The organism is Ruegeria sp. BB9 (assembly GCF_056539345.1).
Genome location: NZ_JBQFUU010000003.1, coordinates 398,389 through 414,440, shown reverse-complemented (window position 1 = coordinate 414,440; position 16,052 = coordinate 398,389). Strand labels below are relative to the sequence as shown.

Here is a 16,052-nt window from a genome sequence, read left to right as displayed (position 1 = left end):
TGCGAAGGATCGTTTAAACCGTCCCACGGGCGTAGGCAAGACCGGTTGTTGACCCCAATGTGAGGTTTTCTTGGAGGGCGACTGGCCTTGTTCACCCGTCGTTCGACCCGAATGCCGCTCTGGCTGAGGGCAACCGACGATCCGGTCGGAATCAGGCGCGCTTTTCTCCGATTGATGCGATGCCCAGAACGGCAAGCACCTTGGCTTCGATCTGTTCGGCGTTCATACCCGCGACCGCGTACATGTCGGCGGGGCTGGCCTGGTCGATGAAAATGTCCGGCAGCACCATCGAGCGGTATTTCAGGCCACGATCGAACACGCCCTCATCCGCCAGCAGTTGTGCCACGTGGCTGCCGAACCCGCCGATGGCGCCTTCCTCGATGGTGATCAGCGCTTCGTGGTTGGCGGCCAGGTCCAGGATCAGGTCGCGGTCCAGCGGCTTGGCGAACCGGGCGTCGGCGATGGTCGGGGTGATACCGCGCGCGGCCAGAGATTCGCCGGCCTTCTGCACCTCGGCGAGGCGCGTGCCGAAAGACAGGAGCGCAACGCGTGCCCCCGACTGGATCAGGCGGCCCTTGCCGATTTCCAGAACCTGCCCGCGTTCGGGCAGATCGACGCCCACGCCCTCGCCTCGCGGATAGCGGAATGCGATGGGGCCGTCGTCATGGGCGGCGGCGGTGGCGACCATGTGCATCAGTTCGGCCTCGTCGGCGGCGGCCATCACAACCATGCCCGGCAGGTTGGACAGGTAGGCGATGTCGAACGACCCGGCATGGGTCGCGCCATCGGCGCCCACCAGCCCCGCGCGGTCGATGGCAAAGCGCACCGGCAGGCGCTGGATCGCCACGTCGTGCACCACCTGGTCATAGCCGCGCTGCAAAAACGTTGAATACATCGCGCAAAACGGTTTCAGCCCACCCGCCGCCAGCGCGGCCGAGAAAGTGACCCCGTGCTGCTCGGCAATCGCTACGTCAAAACAGCGCGACGGGTAGCGTTCGGCGAACAGGTTCAGCCCGGTACCGTCGGGCATCGCCGCGGTCACCGCCACGATCTTGTCGTCGCGGCTGGCCTCATCCACCAGGGTCTTGCCGAAGACCGAGGTGTAGGACGGTGCGTTCGACGGCGCCTTCTGCTGCTTGCCGGTGACCACGTCGAACTTGGCGGTGGCATGGCCCTTGTCGCGGGCCTGCTCGGCCGGGGCATAGCCCTTGCCCTTTTTGGTCAGCGCGTGGATCAGAATCGGCCCGGTCGCCCGCGCCTTGACCGTGCGCAGAACCGGCAGCAGCTGGTCCAGGTCATGCCCGTCGATCGGGCCGACATAGGAGAATCCCAGCTCTTCGAACAGCGTGCCGCCCACGGCCATGCCCTTGAGCATTTCCTTGGCGCGCTTGGCGCCTTCGCGGAACGGTTCGGGCAGCAGCGACACCGCCCCCTTGGCGGCGGCCTTCAGATCGTGGAACGGCTCTTCGGCATAGATGCGTGAAAGATAGTTCGACAGTGCACCCACGGGCGGGGCGATGCTCATCTCGTTGTCGTTCAGGATCACGATCAGGCGTTTTTTCAGGTGGCCAGCATTGTTCATCGCCTCGAAGGCCATGCCGGCCGACATCGACCCGTCGCCGATCACCGCGATCGCGTCGCCCAGCCCCTCGGGCGTGACCCCGCCCAGGTCGCGGGCCACGGCAAAGCCCAGCGCCGCGCTGATCGAGGTCGAGCTGTGCGCCGCGCCGAACGGGTCATAGGGGCTTTCGCTGCGCTTGGTGAACCCGCTCAGGCCGCCTTTCTGGCGCAGGGTGCGGATGCGGTCGCGCCGCTCGGTCAGGATCTTGTGGGGATAACACTGGTGCCCGACATCCCAGATGATCTTGTCGCGCGGCGTGTCGAACACCGCGTGCAGGGCCACGGTCAGCTCGACCACGCCCAGCCCCGCGCCCAGATGCCCGCCGGTCACCGATACGGCCGAGATCGTCTCGGCCCGCAACTCGTGTGCCAGCTGATGCAGCTGCACGTCCGAAAACTGCTTGAGATCCGCCGGGCGGTTCACAAGGTCCAGAAGCGGGGTGTTCGGACGGTCTGACATGGCATCCCTTACGGTTCAGCTTTCACGCGCAATAACGAAGCGGGCGGCGTCCTTCAAGGTTTCGGCCCGCGGTCCGTACGCGTCCAACGCGGCGCAGGCCTGCTCGACCAGCTCGGCAGCGCGCGCCTTCGCTGCATCCAGACCCAGCAGCGAAACGAAAGTTGCCTTGCCCGCCTGTGCGTCCTTCTGCAATCGTTTGCCCGCCTTTTCGCTGTCACCCTCCACATCAAGGATGTCGTCGGCGATCTGAAAGGCAAGACCCAGCGCACGGGCATATTGGCGCAATGGGGTCGGATCAGCCTCCGACAGAACAGCACCGGCGCACGCCGACCATTCGATCAACGCCCCGGTCTTGCCGGCCTGAAGATGCGTGATTTCCGGCAGGGTCAAAGGTTGTTCGGCAGTTTCGGCAGCGATGTCCAACGCCTGACCCAGAACCATGCCTTGCGCACCGCTGGCCCGGGCGAGGGTCAGCGCCAGTTCGGCCCGAACGCCTGCAGATCCGACCTCGGGCCGGGTGCAAAGTTCAAATGCCAGCGACTGCAAAGCGTCGCCAGCCAGAACCGCAATGCCGTCGTTCCATTGCTTGTGCACGGTGGGGCGACCGCGACGCAGATCGTCATCGTCCATGCAGGGCAGATCGTCATGCACCAGGCTGTAGGCGTGCAGCGCCTCGATCCCGGTCGCGGGCCAGATCGCGCAGGTCTCGTCCATTCCGTGCAGCCGGGCGCTTTCCAGCACCAGAAATCCGCGCAGCCTCTTGCCGCCCTGCGTGGCATAGGCCATCGCGCGGGTCACATCGACATCGTCCAGCGCGCCCAGAACCAGATCGAACTGCGCCTGGATCAGCGCAGCATCCTGCACCAGCCTTCCGGAAAACATTACAGGCCTTCGACAGGAGTCGTCCCGGTGGGCTGACCATCGGCATCCAGCGTGATGGCGGCTACTTTCTCCTCGGCGCGCTTCAGCTCGTCCTCGCAGCGTTTCTTCAGCTTGGCGCCGCGCTCGTACAGGGCGATCGACTGGTCCAACGCCACGTCTCCGCGCTCCAGTTGGCCGACCACGGCCTCCAGCTCTTTCATCGCCTGTTCGAATGTCATCTGTTCAACGGGGGTCTCGGTCATCGGGCTGCCTTCATCAGTTCTTCAACATGGGCGCGTGTGGCCTTGGCCAGTGCGTTCAGATCATACCCGCCTTCCAGAGTCGAGACGATACGGCCCCCACACAGCTCATCGGCGATCCGGCACAGCTGCGCGGTGATCCAGGCGAAATCGTCGGTGGACCAGTTCAGATTGGCCAGCGGATCGTCCTGATGGGCGTCGAACCCGGCCGAGATGATGATCAGCTCGGGCTTGAACGCGCGCAGCCGAGGAAAGGCCTGCGCCTCGTAGGCCGCGCGCATCTCGGCCCCGCCGGTGCCGGGGGCCAACGGGATGTTCACGATGGTGTCATGCGCACCGGTTTCATCCGGTCGCCCCGAGCCCGGCCACAGCGGCATCTGCTGGCTGGTGATCACCAGCGCCTGGGTCTCGTCCCACAGCAGATCCTGCGTGCCATTGCCGTGATGCACGTCAAAATCCACCACCGCGACCCGATCCAGCCCGTGATGATCCAGCGCATGCTTCGCTGCCAGAGCAGCGTTGCCGAATAGGCAGAACCCCATGGCGGTTTCCCGTTCGGCGTGATGGCCCGGCGGCCGAATGGCGCAGAACGCATTCGGCGCCTCACCGCCCAGCACCATGTCCACCGCCCGCACCACGGCCCCCGCCGCACGATAGGCCGCATCGACCGAGCCGGGCGACATGAACGTATCCCCGTCGATCTGGCGGAACCCCTCGGTCGGGCGGCTGTCACGGATTTCGCGGATGAAACTCTCGGGATGGATGCGCAGCAGATCATCGTCCGCCGCCAGCGGTGCGGTCACCCGCTGCAGGTCCAGCGGCTCAAGCGCATGCAGGATATGTTCCAGCCGGGCCACCCGCTCGGGGTGCCCCTCGGGGGTGACATGACCCAGACAATCGGCATGCGTCAAAACAGCGGTCTTCATGAAACTCCCCCACTTCATCTGGCCAACAATACCCTCGCCGAAGGCAAGAAAACGCCGCGCAGCGGCAAAATCAATCGGGCGCCAGCATATATCCCGCGCCCCGCACCGTCTGCAGATAGCGCGGCTGCTTGGGGTCCTGCTCGATCTTGCGGCGCAAGCGGGTGATCTGCACGTCCACCGCGCGTTCCTGCGCCTGCCCCTTGTCGCGCCCCAGATCTTCGACCAGCTTCGACCGGCTGATCGGCTCGCCCGGCTGGGCCGAGAAGATCTTCATCAACTGGCTTTCAGTGGCGGTCAGCCGCACCGGCTCTTCGCCCTGCCACATCTCGCCGCGTTCAATGTCATAGCGGATCGGCCCCAGATGCAGGATCTTGGCGGCCGTATCCTGCGCCGTGGTTTCCGGCATCCGCCGCAGGATGGCGTTGATCCGCAACAGCAGTTCCTTGGGCTCGAACGGCTTGGCCAGGTAATCGTCGGCCCCGGCTTCCAACCCGGCGATCCGGTGCTCGGTCTCGCCGCGTGCGGTCAGAAGAAGGATCGGCGTGTCGTGTGTCTCGCGCAGGGCTCGGGTCAGGCTGACGCCATCCTCACCCGGCATCATCACATCCATCACGATCAGGTCGAAATCCAGCCCCGACAGGACCCGTCGCGCATGGGCGGCATCACGCGCCGCCGTCACCAGAAATCCGCTGCGCATCAAGAACTTCTTGAGTAGATCGCGGATGCGTTCATCGTCATCGACGATCAGAAGGTGGGCGTCCACATCGCTCATGAAGTTGAATCCCGCAGTTTCACATAGGCTCGACGCATATCAGCATCCATCATCGCTTCAAGAACTTTGCGGAACCCGGCAACCGCCTCGGGGCCGGCATCCTTGTAGGCCGCGCGCATACGGGCGCGCTGGGCGTCCGACAGCTGCGACTCGAGCGCCTTGCCCTTTTCGGTCAGGTACAGATGGCGTTCGCGCTTGTCGACGGTGCCGACCCGGCTCTCGACCAGGCCATCGTCGATCAGCGTGCGCAGCACACGGTTCAGCGACTGCTTGGTCACCCCCAGGATCGCCAGCAGGTTGTTCACCGTGGTGCCCGGCGCGCGGTTGATGAAATGGATCGCCCGGTGATGCGCCCGCCCATAGGCCATTTCGCTTAAGATGCGGTCGGGGTCGGCGGTAAAGCCGCGATAGGCAAAGAACATCGCCTCGATCCCCTGCCGAAGCTGTTCATCTGTCAGAAACAACAGGCTTTCTCCGCCAAAGACCGGGGCGGGGCGGATCTCGGACATATCGGGCCTCATTCGTTACGCGCCCCGACTTTAAGTCAGCGTTATTGACATTCCAAGGGCGGACAGGTATCGAATCGCAGTTTTTGCGCAATTTTGTGTCCGGGCCGGACCTAAGTGGCGCAACAATCGGAAATGTAGCCCGGGTCAGGAGGTTTCGGATGGCGGGATATGACGATCGTGACGGTGTCATCTGGATGGATGGCGAATTTGTGCCCTGGCGCGATGCCAAGGTGCATGTCCTGACCCATGCGATGCACTATGCCAGCTCGGTCTTCGAGGGCGAGCGCGCCTATAACGGCAAGATCTTCAAAAGCCGCGAACATTCCGAGCGGTTGATCAAATCGGCCGAGGCGCTGGACATGCCGATGCCTTACACGGTTGATCAGATCGAGGCGGCCAAGGCCGAAACACTGGAAAAAAGCGGCCTCAAAGACGCTTACGTGCGCGCGCTGGTCTGGCGCGGCTCGGGCGAGGATATGGGCGTGGCCTCGGCGCGCAACCCGGTCCGCATGGCCATCGCGGTCTGGCCTTGGGGCGCCTATTACGGCGACGCCAAGATGCAGGGCGCCAAGCTGGACATTGCCGAGTGGAAGCGGCCCAGCCCGGAAACGATCCCGGTCCATGCCAAGGCGGCGGGGCTGTACATGATCTGCACCATCTCCAAGCACAAGGCCGAGGCCAAGGGCTGTTCGGATGCCTTGTTCATGGATTACCGCGGCTATGTGGCCGAGGCGACCGGTGCCAACGTATTCTTCGTCAAGGATGGCGAAGTGCATACGCCGCTGGCCGACTGCTTCCTGAACGGGATCACCCGCCAGACGGTGATTCAGATGCTGAAAGACAAGGGCATCACCGTACACGAACGCCACATCCTGCCCGAGGAGATGGCCGATTTCGAACAGTGCTGGCTGACCGGCACCGCGGCCGAGGTCACGCCGGTGGGCCAGATCGGCGAGTATACCTTCGAGGTCGGCGACCTGACCCGCGAGATCGCCAACGATTACGAGCAGCTGGTCCGCAGCTGATCCGACATCCGCGCGGGCGGTGGCCAACCGGCCTTGCCGCCCGTCCGGACCTTGTTGCAGATCGTCCGCAGCGCTGGACGGTCGGGTGCGAATCCGTATCCTTGGCGCATGTTGGACCTGCTCAGCGATATCCTGACGCGCCTTTCCCTGAGGGGCACCCTGTATTTCCGGACCTCGTTCACGCCGCCCTTCGGCGTGCAGGTACCTGCATTCGAAAACGTCGCCCGGTTTCACTTCGTCCAGCGCGGAGAGCTGAAGGTGCATGTGTCCACCACCGGCGAGACCCTGCGGTTGCGGCAGGGGGATCTGATCCTGATCCCGCACGGGGCCGCGCATGCGCTGCTGTGCAACGAGGTCCGGCCCGTGGATGCCCTGCCGCTGGAGCAGGTCCTGGACCGGGCCGGCTACAAGGGTGATGGTGTGCTGGTCTATGGCGGAGCCGAGCAGGACCGTGACACCCAACTGATCTGCGGGCATTTCTCGTTTGCCGGTCCGGCCGGGCGGCGCGGCACCGGGCACATGCTGATCGATCGCCTGCCGCCCTATATCCTGATCGAGAACTACGGCGAATCCGCCGGGGCCTGGATCGAGGCGACGCTGCGGATGATCGAATCCGAGGTTGCGGGCGCCCGGATCGGCGGTGACCTGATCGCGCTGAAACTGTCCGAGGTTCTGTTCGCCCAGGCGATCCGCGCCTATCTGGAACATCAAAGCCCCACCGATGCGGCCCTGTCGGGCTTCGCCGATCCACGTATATCACGCGCGCTGGGCGCCTTTCACCGCGACCCGGCCCGCGAGTGGAGCGTGGCATCGCTGGCGCGTGAAGCCGGCATGTCGCGCACGACATTCGCACAGCTGTTCACCCAGAAGATGGGCACCACGCCCATGCAATACCTGACCGACTGGCGTATGCAGATCGCCTGCCACGGACTGATCGAAAGCCGCTGGAACGTGGCCGACGCGGCGGCTCAGGTCGGCTATGCCTCCGCGGCGGCGTTTTCGCGGGTGTTCAAGAAGCAGATCGGTCTGTCTCCGGCCGCCTACAGGGCGATGCACTGATCCGGCGATTCGGCGGACGATCTGCAAGATATCCCAAACGATCTGGGCTGCTGCGTTCGAGTTGGCGAGCCTATCCTTGATCCGTCCTCAATCAAGGAAAGGAAACATCATGTCTCTGCGTTTTGTTACTCGCACCATTCATGCCTATCTGGACTACCCGGTGGCACTGGCCCTGATTGGGCTGCCTTTTGCCCTGGGACTGGGCGCGTCGAACCCGATTGCGCTGTGGCTGTCGGTGGCCACCGGCGTGGCGGCTTTCGTGTTGACGGCGCTGACGGATCATCACCTGGGTGTTTGGCGCGTGCTGCCCTACAGGTTTCACCTGGCCGTCGATCTGCTGGTGGGGCTCACCTTCCTGTTCGCGCCCAGCCTGTTCGGCTTCACCGGTCTGGATGCGGTCTACTACTGGCTGAATGGCGCCGCTGTGGTGGCCGTAGTCTCGCTCAGCGCGCCCGACCAGACAGCCACCGCCTGACCCCTTGCTCCGGCCATTTGGGCGGGGCGAATTTTGGTCTTGAAAAATCCGACAGAAATTGTCAGTTTTAGCCCAACGCCAGATACCCCGGTATCAAGCCTTTGATTCCGAGACGGCCTGCGCGCCAAGCCGAACACCTGCGAGGGCGCGCCACCGTCTCGGAAACGATTTCGGAAAGGCCACGCGATGCGCGACCCGATACTTGAACTTCTGTCCAGTTCAGACCTGCCCCTTGGCAGCGGGTGTTGCGCCGATGGCGACCTGGTGGCCTACCTGGACTGCAAGTGCCAGAACGGACGCTGTGATCGGGCGGCCGGGGTCGCGGACGCCCGGATTGCCACCGTCCCCCGGAAAACGCCGGCGGCACCGGCAAGTGGTGCTGTCCCGCGTTGACCGATCAGAAATCGACGCCGCGCTGGGCCTTGATGCCGGCCTGGAAGGGGTGCTTCTCCTCGGTCATTTCGGTGACCAGATCGGCATATTCGCGCAGCGCCTGCGGCGCGTCGCGCCCGGTCAGGAACACGCTGGTCCGGTCCGAGCGGGCCTTCAGCCCCTCGATCACCGCGTCCACCGACAGGTATTCATAGCGCAGGGCGATGTTGATCTCGTCCAGCACCACCAAGTCATAGTCGCCGCTGGCCATCAGGTCGCGCGCCTTGTCGAAGGCGGCGGTGGCGGCGGCGATGTCGCGGTCGCGGTCCTGGGTGTCCCAGGTGAAGCCTTCGCCCATCGTGTGCCAGGTGACCAGATCGCGTTCTTCGAAGAACCGCCGCTCGCCGGTCTTCCATTTGCCCTTGATGAACTGCACCACGGCGACCTTCTGGCCCCAGCCCAATGCGCGGATCACCACGCCGAAGGCGGCCGAGGATTTGCCCTTGCCCTTGCCGGTGTTGATCAGCACCAGCCCGCGGCCGGGATCTACGGCCTCGGACACTTTCTTGCGGTGCTGGGCCTGCACCTGTTGCATCTTCTGTTTGTGGTCCTGTGCGTCGCTCATGGCAAAACCTCGTTGATTGTTCGCGCCAACCTAGGCGATGGGCGCGAAAGGTAAAGTCAGGGTTTGTGATCGGTCAGTGACCGCGCTTTGCCGCGTTCCAGTCCCAGCTGGTGTTCGCGCCAGATCACCACTGCATTGCCGGCGATCACCAGCGCCGCCCCCAGCAGGATCGCCAGGGTCGGCAGCTCGTCAAACCAGACATAGCCGATGAAGATCGCAAACAGCATCGACGTGTAGTCATAGGGCGCCAGCATCGAGGCCTGCCCGAACCGGTAGGACGAGGTCACCAGAATCTGCGCGACGCCGCCGATCAGCCCCATCGTAATCAGGATCAGCAGCTGGTTCAGGGTCGGCATGGTCCAGCCCCAGAACACGGTCAGCGCTGACAGCAGCGTGGCGGTCATCGAGAAATAGAAGACGATTGCGGCGGGGTGATCGACCTGAACCAGTTGCCGGATGTGGATCTGCACGAAGCCACGGGCCACGGTCGCGCCCAGCACGCACAGCGCGCCGATCGTGGCGCCGGTACCCAGATCGGCCGAGCCCAGCCGGGGCCAGATCATGATCAGCACGCCCAAGAGCCCGATCGCCACTGCGCCGATGCGGATCAGGCGGATGCGCTCGCCCAGCAGCAGCGCGGCCAGGATCAGGGTGAAGATCGGAGTGGCATAGCCGATCGCCGTAACCTCGGGCAGCGGCAGAAGGCTGAGCCCGGTGAAGGTCAGGCCCATGGCGGTGGTGCCCAGCACCCCGCGCCAGAAATGGCCCATGGGTTTCCTGACGACAAAGCCCTGCGCCAGTTCCCCGCGCGAGATCAGCCAAGCCACGATCACCGGCACCGCGAAAAGCGAACGGAAAAACACCATCTGGCCTGGCGGGAAATCCGCCGACAGCGCCTTGACTAGCGCCGACATCGCCGTGAACAGGAACAGCGCGCTGAGTTTCAGCGTCACGGCCAGCACGGGGCGATGAGAGGTCAGGGATTGGGCCATCGGCGCGACCCTGCGCCTTTGCGCGGCAAAGATCAACGGGTCGGATTGGGGCGTGTCCAGCTGTCGGGCAGGGGGCTGCCGATCTCTTCGGCAAATTCGGTCAGAAACCGGATCATGCGCCGGACCCGTTGCTGAGCGATCTGCCGTCCGGCTTCGGTCAGCATGTCGTCGGGCAGGGCCAGCAGCTTCACCTTCCAGTGGTCGATGGAATAGTGCAGATCGTCCAGCGGCCGGTGCGATGCGAACGGATCGGCCGGATCATAGAGCGTCCGCCCCAAAGCGCCGGACACCGAGAAATTCCGTGCGATCCCGATGGCGCCCAGCGCATCCAATCGGTCGGCATCGCGCAGGATGCGCGCCTCGGGCGTCTCGGGCGGGATGTTGGCGGAAAAACTGTGCGCCTCGATCGCGTGGCGGGTGGCGGCGATCTGGGCATCGCTCAGGCCCAGGTCTCGCAGAACAGGCTCGGACTCCTCGGCCGACCGGCGCGAGGCCAGGTGTCGGTCGGGGTCGTTCTTGGGCAGGTTGACCAGATCGTGCAGATAGCAGGCCGCCAGCAGCACGGTCCTGTCGGTTTGCGCATCGGCGATGGCGCGGGCATTGACCCAGACACGGTCCAGATGGGCCAGGTCATGGGCCGGGTCGGTGATCATCCGCTGCGCGACGACCGCGCGTAGGCGGTCGCGCAGCTCAGCCAATCCGTCCACGGTTCTCACCGATCTGGCCCCGATGCAGCAGCAGGTGGTCCAGGATCACGCAGGCCATCATCGCCTCGCCCACCGGCACGGCGCGGATGCCGACGCAGGGGTCGTGGCGGCCCTTGGTGATGATCTCGGTCTCTTCGCCCGATTTGGTGATGGTCTTGCGCGTGGTCAGGATCGATGAGGTCGGTTTAACTGCAAAACGCACCACGATGTCCTGCCCGGTCGAGATACCGCCCAGAATGCCGCCTGCATGGTTCGAGCTGTATTGCGGGCCGTTCTGGCCCATGAAAATCTCGTCGGCATTGGCCTCGCCGGTCAGTTCGGCGGCGGCCATGCCTTCGCCAATCTCGACGCCCTTGACCGCGTTGATCGACATCATCGCCGCGGCCAGATCGGTGTCGAGCTTGCCATAGACCGGCGCGCCGAGGCCCGCTGGAACGCCGCGCGCCACCACTTCGACCACCGCGCCGACCGAGTTGCCGGATTTGCGCAGATCGTCCAGATAGGCCGCCCAGTCCTCGGCGGCTTGTGCATCCGGGGTCCAGAACGGGTTCTGTTCGATCTGCGCCCAGTCAAAGTTGGCCCGGTCGATCCGGTGCGGGCCGATCTGGGTCATGTAGCCGGTGATCTGGACATTGGGCGCGATCTGTTTGATCGCCTCGCGCGCCAGCCCGCCCGCGGCCACCCGCGCCGCCGTTTCCCGGGCCGAGCTGCGCCCGCCGCCGCGATAGTCGCGGATGCCGTATTTCTGCCAATAGGTAATGTCGGCATGGCCGGGGCGGAACTTGTCCATGATGTCCCCGTAGTCCTTCGAGCGTTGATCGGTGTTCTCGATCATCAGCTGGACCGGGGTGCCGGTTGTCTGGCCCTCGAACACGCCTGACAGGATCTCCACCTGATCGGGCTCGCGCCGCTGGGTGGTGAACTTGTTCTGGCCCGGTTTGCGCTTGTCCAGCCAGTGCTGGATCATACCCTCGTCGATTGGGACGCCGGGCGGGCAGCCATCCACCGTGGCGCCCAGCGCGGGGCCGTGGCTTTCACCCCAGGTGGTGACGCGGAAAAGGTGTCCAAAGCTGTTCATCGACATGGGGCGTGCTCCTTTGAGGGTCGTGATTAACGGCGAGAGCCTGCCGCCTCAAGCGGATTTGCGGTTGGGGCATCGCTGCCCCAACCCAGTGTGCTTAGACAGCACGGGTCAGTGCGGCGCGGGTTTCGACGATTTTCAGCGCCGCCCGAGCTGCCTCGCGCCCCTTTTCCACGAAATGCGCGCGGTAGATGGCGTTGTGATGGTCGGTTTCCTGGTACTGGTGCGGCGTCAGCGACACCGACAGGACCGGCACGCCGGTTTCCAGCCCCGCGCGCATCAGCCCGTCAACCACGGCCTGCGCCACGAAATCGTGCCGGTAGATGCCGCCATCGACGACAAAAGCCGCGCAGGCCACGGCGGCATAGCGGCCCGTCCGGGCCAGGTCGCGGGCCAGCAGGGGCATTTCGAACGCGCCCGGCACGTCAAACACATCGATCTGGCCGGCGGGGATCAGCTCCAGAAAACCGTCCAGCGCGCGGTCGACGATATCGGCATGCCAGTTGGCTTTGACGAAAGCATAGCGGGTGTGTGTCATCGTGATCTCCTTTCAGCTTGGTGGCCTGCTGGCGGGGGCAAACGGTTTCGCTGCCAGCGCGGCATGACACGTCACCCAAGGCGATCACGGACAGACGCGCCCTTGGCGGGGCGCGCTGCTCGTTCTCTTTCATCCGGACTTTGACCGTCGGCTCTGGCCTCTCACCAGATCTGCTGACACTCTGCCGGTTGGATGGCAGAGCCGCTCGCGGGCTGGCGGGCCTATGCCCGCATACCGCCGGTGGGGAATTCCGCCCCGCCCTGAGAACGGCGCGACCTTGCCAAGCGTGCGCGCGATCTGCAAGACCTGTCTGCAGGAGGACGGCCATGCACCCCAACCCAGTCTTTCGCGCCGAGGACCGCGCGCGCCATGTGGAGTTTGCCCGCAGCCGGGGGTTCGGCGTACTGGCGCTGTCGGTCGACGGCCCGCCATTGATCAGCCATGTGCCCTTTCTGCTGTCCGAGGATGGCGCGGTGGCCGAACTGCATCTGGTGCGGTCGAACCCGATCGTGCGGGCGCTGGCCGGCCCAAAGGAGGCGCGGATCGCGGTTCAGGGGCCCGACGGGTATGTCTCGCCCGATTGGTATGGCGTCGCGGATCAGGTCCCCACATGGAACTATGTGGCGGTCCACCTGACCGGCCGCCTGGAAGTGCAGCCCCAGGACCGGCTGCGCGATCTAGTTGATCGGCAATCGGCCTTTTTTGAAGAGCGGCTCCAGCCCAAGCCGCCCTGGCGCGCCGACAAGATGGACCCGGCGGCGCTGGAGCGCATGATGCGCATGATCGTGCCCTGCCGCATGCAGATCACCCAGATCGACGGCACCTGGAAACTGAACCAGAACAAGCCCGAGGCGGCGCGGCTGGCCGCGGCCGAGAATGTCGAGCAGTCCGGGATCGGCACCGAGCTTGGTCAACTGGCTGCTTTGATGCGGGACAGTTGACCGGCGCCGGGTTGGGTTCAGTCGGTGAACGTGGCCAGATAGGCGGCGATATCCTCGGCACCTTTCTTCAGCTTGACGCTCATGTTCGGGCGGGCGGTGTCGTCGTTGAGGAAGTCCTGGATGAACCCGATCGGGTCGCGGGCATAGGCGGCGATGTTCTCTTGCGTCCAGACCAGACCGTTTTCACCGGCGCGGATCATGTCATCGGTGAACATCCCGATGGGCAGCCGTTCACTGCCGTTCAGATAATCGTTTTCGGTTCCTGCGGTCCTGCCGACCACGCCATAGAGATTCGGGCCGGTGATGCCGCCTTTGATCAGAACCTCGTCATCCTTGATGATGGCGTGACAGGACGAGCAGCGGTTGTAGAGTTTCTCACCGCGCGCGGCGTCGCCTTCGGCAGCGGCCTGGTGTGCGGCGGTGAACGCGAGCAGCAGAATGGCGTTTTTTGACAAAGTCATTTGTGTCCTCATTCAGATCGGTCGCGCGCCCGCCGCCTTTGCTTGAAAAACCCCGGGGTCGCAACCGGGAAATTCACCACAAAGAAATCTAAAAAATGATTTCAAAATAGATGTTTACATGGTTTCCATGGGCCCGGAACCGCGCGGTCCGGTTGCTGTCGTGTGTGCCACGCGCCGGGCACCCGAGTGAACAGGTGCCCGGCCGGGCCGGGGGCGAAGGGTCAGAGAATCACCTGCGAAGTGATTCGCGCCTTCGAACGGCGTTTTTCGCAACACCCGAGGAAGTTCTTGAAAAATGACCCCTTCATTGTGACATGAATGCCCAGATGCGGCGTAGTGCGCGCCTATGACCGCTGGACGAACCGATTTCCGCCAGCTAGATACCCGCGATGAGACGCCGCTTTGATGCGGTGCTGATGCATGTTTGCCCGTAGCCGGGCGCTGGAATCGGAGAAAACCTCGTGTCCCACGCAGAAGACCACGAAGGCACCCGCAGAGATTTCCTCTACTACGCCGCCGGCGGCGCAGGTGTCGTTGCAACGGGAGCCGCCGTGTGGCCCCTGGTCAACCAAATGAACCCCTCGGCAGACGTTCAGGCGCTGTCCTCGATCCGCGTGGATGTCAGCGGCGTCGAGATCGGCACCCAGATCACGGTCAAGTGGCTGGGCAAGCCCGTCTTCATTCGTCGCCGTACCGAAGAAGAGATCAACTGGGGCCGCGAAGTGCCGCTGGAGGATCTGCCGGATCAGAACGACCGGAACGAAAACAAGCCGAACCTGCCCGCGACCGACGAAAACCGGACGCTGGACGAAGCCGGCGAATGGCTGGTGATGATGGGCGTCTGCACCCATCTGGGCTGTGTTCCTCTGGGCGACGGCGCTGGTGATTTCCACGGGTGGTTCTGCCCGTGCCACGGATCGCACTACGATACGGCGGGCCGTATCCGCAAAGGTCCCGCTCCGGAAAACCTGCATATCCCGGTCGCCGAGTTCCTCGACGAAACCACCATCAAGCTGGGTTAAGGAGACGCGCTCATGTCCGGTATCCCGCACGATCACTATGAACCGAAGACCAACGGCGAGAAGTGGCTGAACAGCCGTCTGCCCATTGTCGGTCTTCTATACGACACTTTGATGATCCCCACCCCGAAGAACCTGAACTGGATGTGGATCTGGGGCATCGTCCTGACCTTCTGCCTGGCGTTGCAAATCGTCACCGGCATCGTTCTGGTGATGCACTATACCCCGCATGTCGATCTGGCCTTTGCCAGCGTCGAGCACATCATGCGCAACGTAAACGGCGGCTACATGCTGCGGTACCTGCACATGAACGGCGCGTCGCTGTTCTTCGTGGCGGTCTATATCCACATCTTCCGCGGTCTGTTCTACGGATCGTACAAGGCGCCGCGCGAAGTGACCTGGATCATCGGCATGCTGATCTACCTGATGATGATGGGCACCGCCTTCATGGGCTATGTTCTGCCTTGGGGTCAGATGTCCTTCTGGGGCGCCACCGTGATCACCGGCCTGTTCGGCGCGATCCCCTTCGTGGGCGAAGCGATCCAGACCTGGCTGCTGGGCGGACCGGCCGTCGACAACGCGACGCTGAACCGCTTCTTCTCGCTGCACTATCTGCTGCCGTTCATCATCGCAGGGCTGGTCATCGTGCATATCTGGGCCTTCCACACCACCGGCAACAACAACCCCACGGGTGTTGAAGTTCGCCGCACGTCGAAAGCCGAGGCCGAGAAAGACACGCTGCCGTTCTGGCCCTATTTCGTGATCAAGGACCTGTTCGCGCTGGCCGTCATCCTGGTCGTGTTCTGGGCGATCGTCGGCTTCATGCCGAACTACCTGGGCCATCCGGACAACTACATCGAAGCCAACCCGCTGGTCACGCCCGCGCACATCGTGCCCGAATGGTACTTCCTGCCGTTCTACGCGATCCTGCGTGCCTTCACCAGCGAAGTCTGGGTCGTGCAGTTCGCCAGCTTCATCACCGGTGGCATCATCGACGCCAAGTTCTTTGGTGTTCTGGCGATGTTCGGTGCAATCCTGGCGATGGCGCTGGCGCCGTGGCTGGACACTTCGACCGTGCGTTCGGGCAAGTACCGCCCGATGTTCAAATGGTGGTTCTACCTTCTGGTCATCGACTTCTTTGCCCTGATGTGGCTGGGTGCGATGCCGGCGGAAGAGCCCTATGCGACCTTCTCGCTGATCGCGTCCGCCTACTGGTTCGCCTATTTCTTCGTGATCCTGCCGATCCTGGGTGTCATCGAAAAGCCCGATGCCCAGCCGGAAACCATCGAAGAAGACTTCAACGCGCATTATGGCAAGGCTGACGCCGACGCCACGCCGGCCGAGTAAGA

At 63.9% G+C, this 16,052-nt stretch carries 18 protein-coding genes and 1 riboswitch; of the genes, 6 read left to right on the top strand and 12 right to left on the bottom strand.

The genetic code is table 11. The annotated features are described in order from the left end of the window. Positions 1–151: 151 nt before the first annotated feature. From dxs to ACR0FC_RS12905, 6 genes are all read right to left on the bottom strand, one after another. Positions 152–2,080, bottom strand: coding sequence for a 1-deoxy-D-xylulose-5-phosphate synthase (gene dxs / locus ACR0FC_RS12930; protein WP_170340839.1), 1,929 nt, complete (start codon positions 2,078–2,080; stop codon positions 152–154). Between the two features lie 15 nt (positions 2,081–2,095). Continuing rightward, positions 2,096–2,962, bottom strand: coding sequence for a polyprenyl synthetase family protein (locus tag ACR0FC_RS12925; RefSeq protein WP_170340841.1), 867 nt, complete (start codon positions 2,960–2,962; stop codon positions 2,096–2,098). Continuing rightward, positions 2,962–3,204, bottom strand: coding sequence for an exodeoxyribonuclease VII small subunit (locus tag ACR0FC_RS12920; RefSeq protein WP_005979588.1), 243 nt, complete (start codon positions 3,202–3,204; stop codon positions 2,962–2,964). The genes ACR0FC_RS12925 and ACR0FC_RS12920 overlap by 1 nt, the downstream gene beginning before the upstream one ends. After that, positions 3,201–4,127, bottom strand: coding sequence for a histone deacetylase family protein (locus tag ACR0FC_RS12915; protein ID WP_170340843.1), 927 nt, complete (start codon positions 4,125–4,127; stop codon positions 3,201–3,203). The genes ACR0FC_RS12920 and ACR0FC_RS12915 overlap by 4 nt, the downstream gene beginning before the upstream one ends. Positions 4,128–4,197: 70 nt before the next feature. Further along, positions 4,198–4,899 (bottom strand): response regulator, encoded by a 702-nt coding sequence (locus tag ACR0FC_RS12910; RefSeq protein WP_093964013.1) that lies wholly within the window; start codon positions 4,897–4,899, stop codon positions 4,198–4,200. Further along, positions 4,896–5,408: a MarR family winged helix-turn-helix transcriptional regulator gene (locus ACR0FC_RS12905; RefSeq protein WP_093964014.1), complete on the bottom strand. Its 513-nt coding sequence runs from the start codon at positions 5,406–5,408 to the stop codon at positions 4,896–4,898. Before ACR0FC_RS12905 ends, ACR0FC_RS12910 begins: the two co-directional genes overlap by 4 nt. A 158-nt stretch (positions 5,409–5,566) precedes the next feature. Here ACR0FC_RS12905 and ACR0FC_RS12900 point away from each other — a divergent pair, with 158 nt between their 5' ends. The 3 genes from ACR0FC_RS12900 to ACR0FC_RS12890 all read left to right on the top strand — a co-directional run bounded on the left by ACR0FC_RS12900 (position 5,567) and on the right by ACR0FC_RS12890 (position 7,967). Then, positions 5,567–6,433, top strand: coding sequence for a branched-chain amino acid aminotransferase (locus ACR0FC_RS12900; RefSeq protein ID WP_170340845.1), 867 nt, complete (start codon positions 5,567–5,569; stop codon positions 6,431–6,433). Between the two features lie 108 nt (positions 6,434–6,541). Then, positions 6,542–7,492, top strand: coding sequence for an AraC family transcriptional regulator (locus tag ACR0FC_RS12895; protein WP_170340847.1), 951 nt, complete (start codon positions 6,542–6,544; stop codon positions 7,490–7,492). A gap of 109 nt (positions 7,493–7,601) precedes the next feature. Next, positions 7,602–7,967 carry a hypothetical protein gene (locus tag ACR0FC_RS12890; protein ID WP_170340849.1) on the top strand — a complete coding sequence of 122 codons (366 nt, stop codon included), beginning with the start codon at positions 7,602–7,604 and terminating at the stop codon, positions 7,965–7,967. A gap of 397 nt (positions 7,968–8,364) precedes the next feature. On the opposite strand, the gene cobO is transcribed toward ACR0FC_RS12890, so the two are convergent. The 5 genes from cobO to ACR0FC_RS12865 all read right to left on the bottom strand — a co-directional run bounded on the left by cobO (position 8,365) and on the right by ACR0FC_RS12865 (position 12,282). Then, positions 8,365–8,964 (bottom strand): cob(I)yrinic acid a,c-diamide adenosyltransferase, encoded by a 600-nt coding sequence (cobO, locus tag ACR0FC_RS12885; RefSeq protein ID WP_170340851.1) that lies wholly within the window; start codon positions 8,962–8,964, stop codon positions 8,365–8,367. A gap of 56 nt (positions 8,965–9,020) precedes the next feature. Then, complete coding sequence (locus ACR0FC_RS12880; RefSeq protein WP_149774168.1) at positions 9,021–9,956, bottom strand: DMT family transporter; 936 nt, start codon at positions 9,954–9,956, stop codon at positions 9,021–9,023. A 32-nt stretch (positions 9,957–9,988) separates the two neighbouring features. Beyond that, positions 9,989–10,663: an HD domain-containing protein gene (locus ACR0FC_RS12875; RefSeq protein WP_170340853.1), complete on the bottom strand. Its 675-nt coding sequence runs from the start codon at positions 10,661–10,663 to the stop codon at positions 9,989–9,991. Next, positions 10,647–11,747 carry a chorismate synthase gene (gene aroC, locus ACR0FC_RS12870; RefSeq protein ID WP_170340855.1) on the bottom strand — a complete coding sequence of 367 codons (1,101 nt, stop codon included), beginning with the start codon at positions 11,745–11,747 and terminating at the stop codon, positions 10,647–10,649. Before aroC ends, ACR0FC_RS12875 begins: the two co-directional genes overlap by 17 nt. Positions 11,748–11,841: 94 nt before the next feature. Beyond that, positions 11,842–12,282 (bottom strand): 6,7-dimethyl-8-ribityllumazine synthase, encoded by a 441-nt coding sequence (locus tag ACR0FC_RS12865; RefSeq protein ID WP_170340857.1) that lies wholly within the window; start codon positions 12,280–12,282, stop codon positions 11,842–11,844. Positions 12,283–12,399: 117 nt separating this feature from the next. Next, a riboswitch (FMN riboswitch) is annotated at positions 12,400–12,554 on the bottom strand. Positions 12,555–12,608: 54 nt separating this feature from the next. Between ACR0FC_RS12865 and ACR0FC_RS12860 the strand changes: the two genes are divergently transcribed. Continuing rightward, positions 12,609–13,223 (top strand): FMN-binding negative transcriptional regulator, encoded by a 615-nt coding sequence (locus tag ACR0FC_RS12860; RefSeq protein WP_170340858.1) that lies wholly within the window; start codon positions 12,609–12,611, stop codon positions 13,221–13,223. A gap of 17 nt (positions 13,224–13,240) precedes the next feature. Here the strand turns inward: ACR0FC_RS12860 and ACR0FC_RS12855 are convergent, their stop codons facing one another. Next, positions 13,241–13,684, bottom strand: a complete 444-nt coding sequence (locus ACR0FC_RS12855) for a c-type cytochrome (protein ID WP_170340860.1) — start codon at positions 13,682–13,684, stop codon at positions 13,241–13,243. Positions 13,685–14,145: 461 nt separating this feature from the next. Between ACR0FC_RS12855 and petA the strand changes: the two genes are divergently transcribed. Then, positions 14,146–14,706, top strand: a complete 561-nt coding sequence (gene petA / locus ACR0FC_RS12850) for a ubiquinol-cytochrome c reductase iron-sulfur subunit (RefSeq protein WP_093964025.1) — start codon at positions 14,146–14,148, stop codon at positions 14,704–14,706. A 12-nt stretch (positions 14,707–14,718) separates the two neighbouring features. Next, positions 14,719–16,050 (top strand): cytochrome b, encoded by a 1,332-nt coding sequence (petB, locus tag ACR0FC_RS12845; RefSeq protein WP_093964026.1) that lies wholly within the window; start codon positions 14,719–14,721, stop codon positions 16,048–16,050. Positions 16,051–16,052 lie beyond the last annotated feature (2 nt).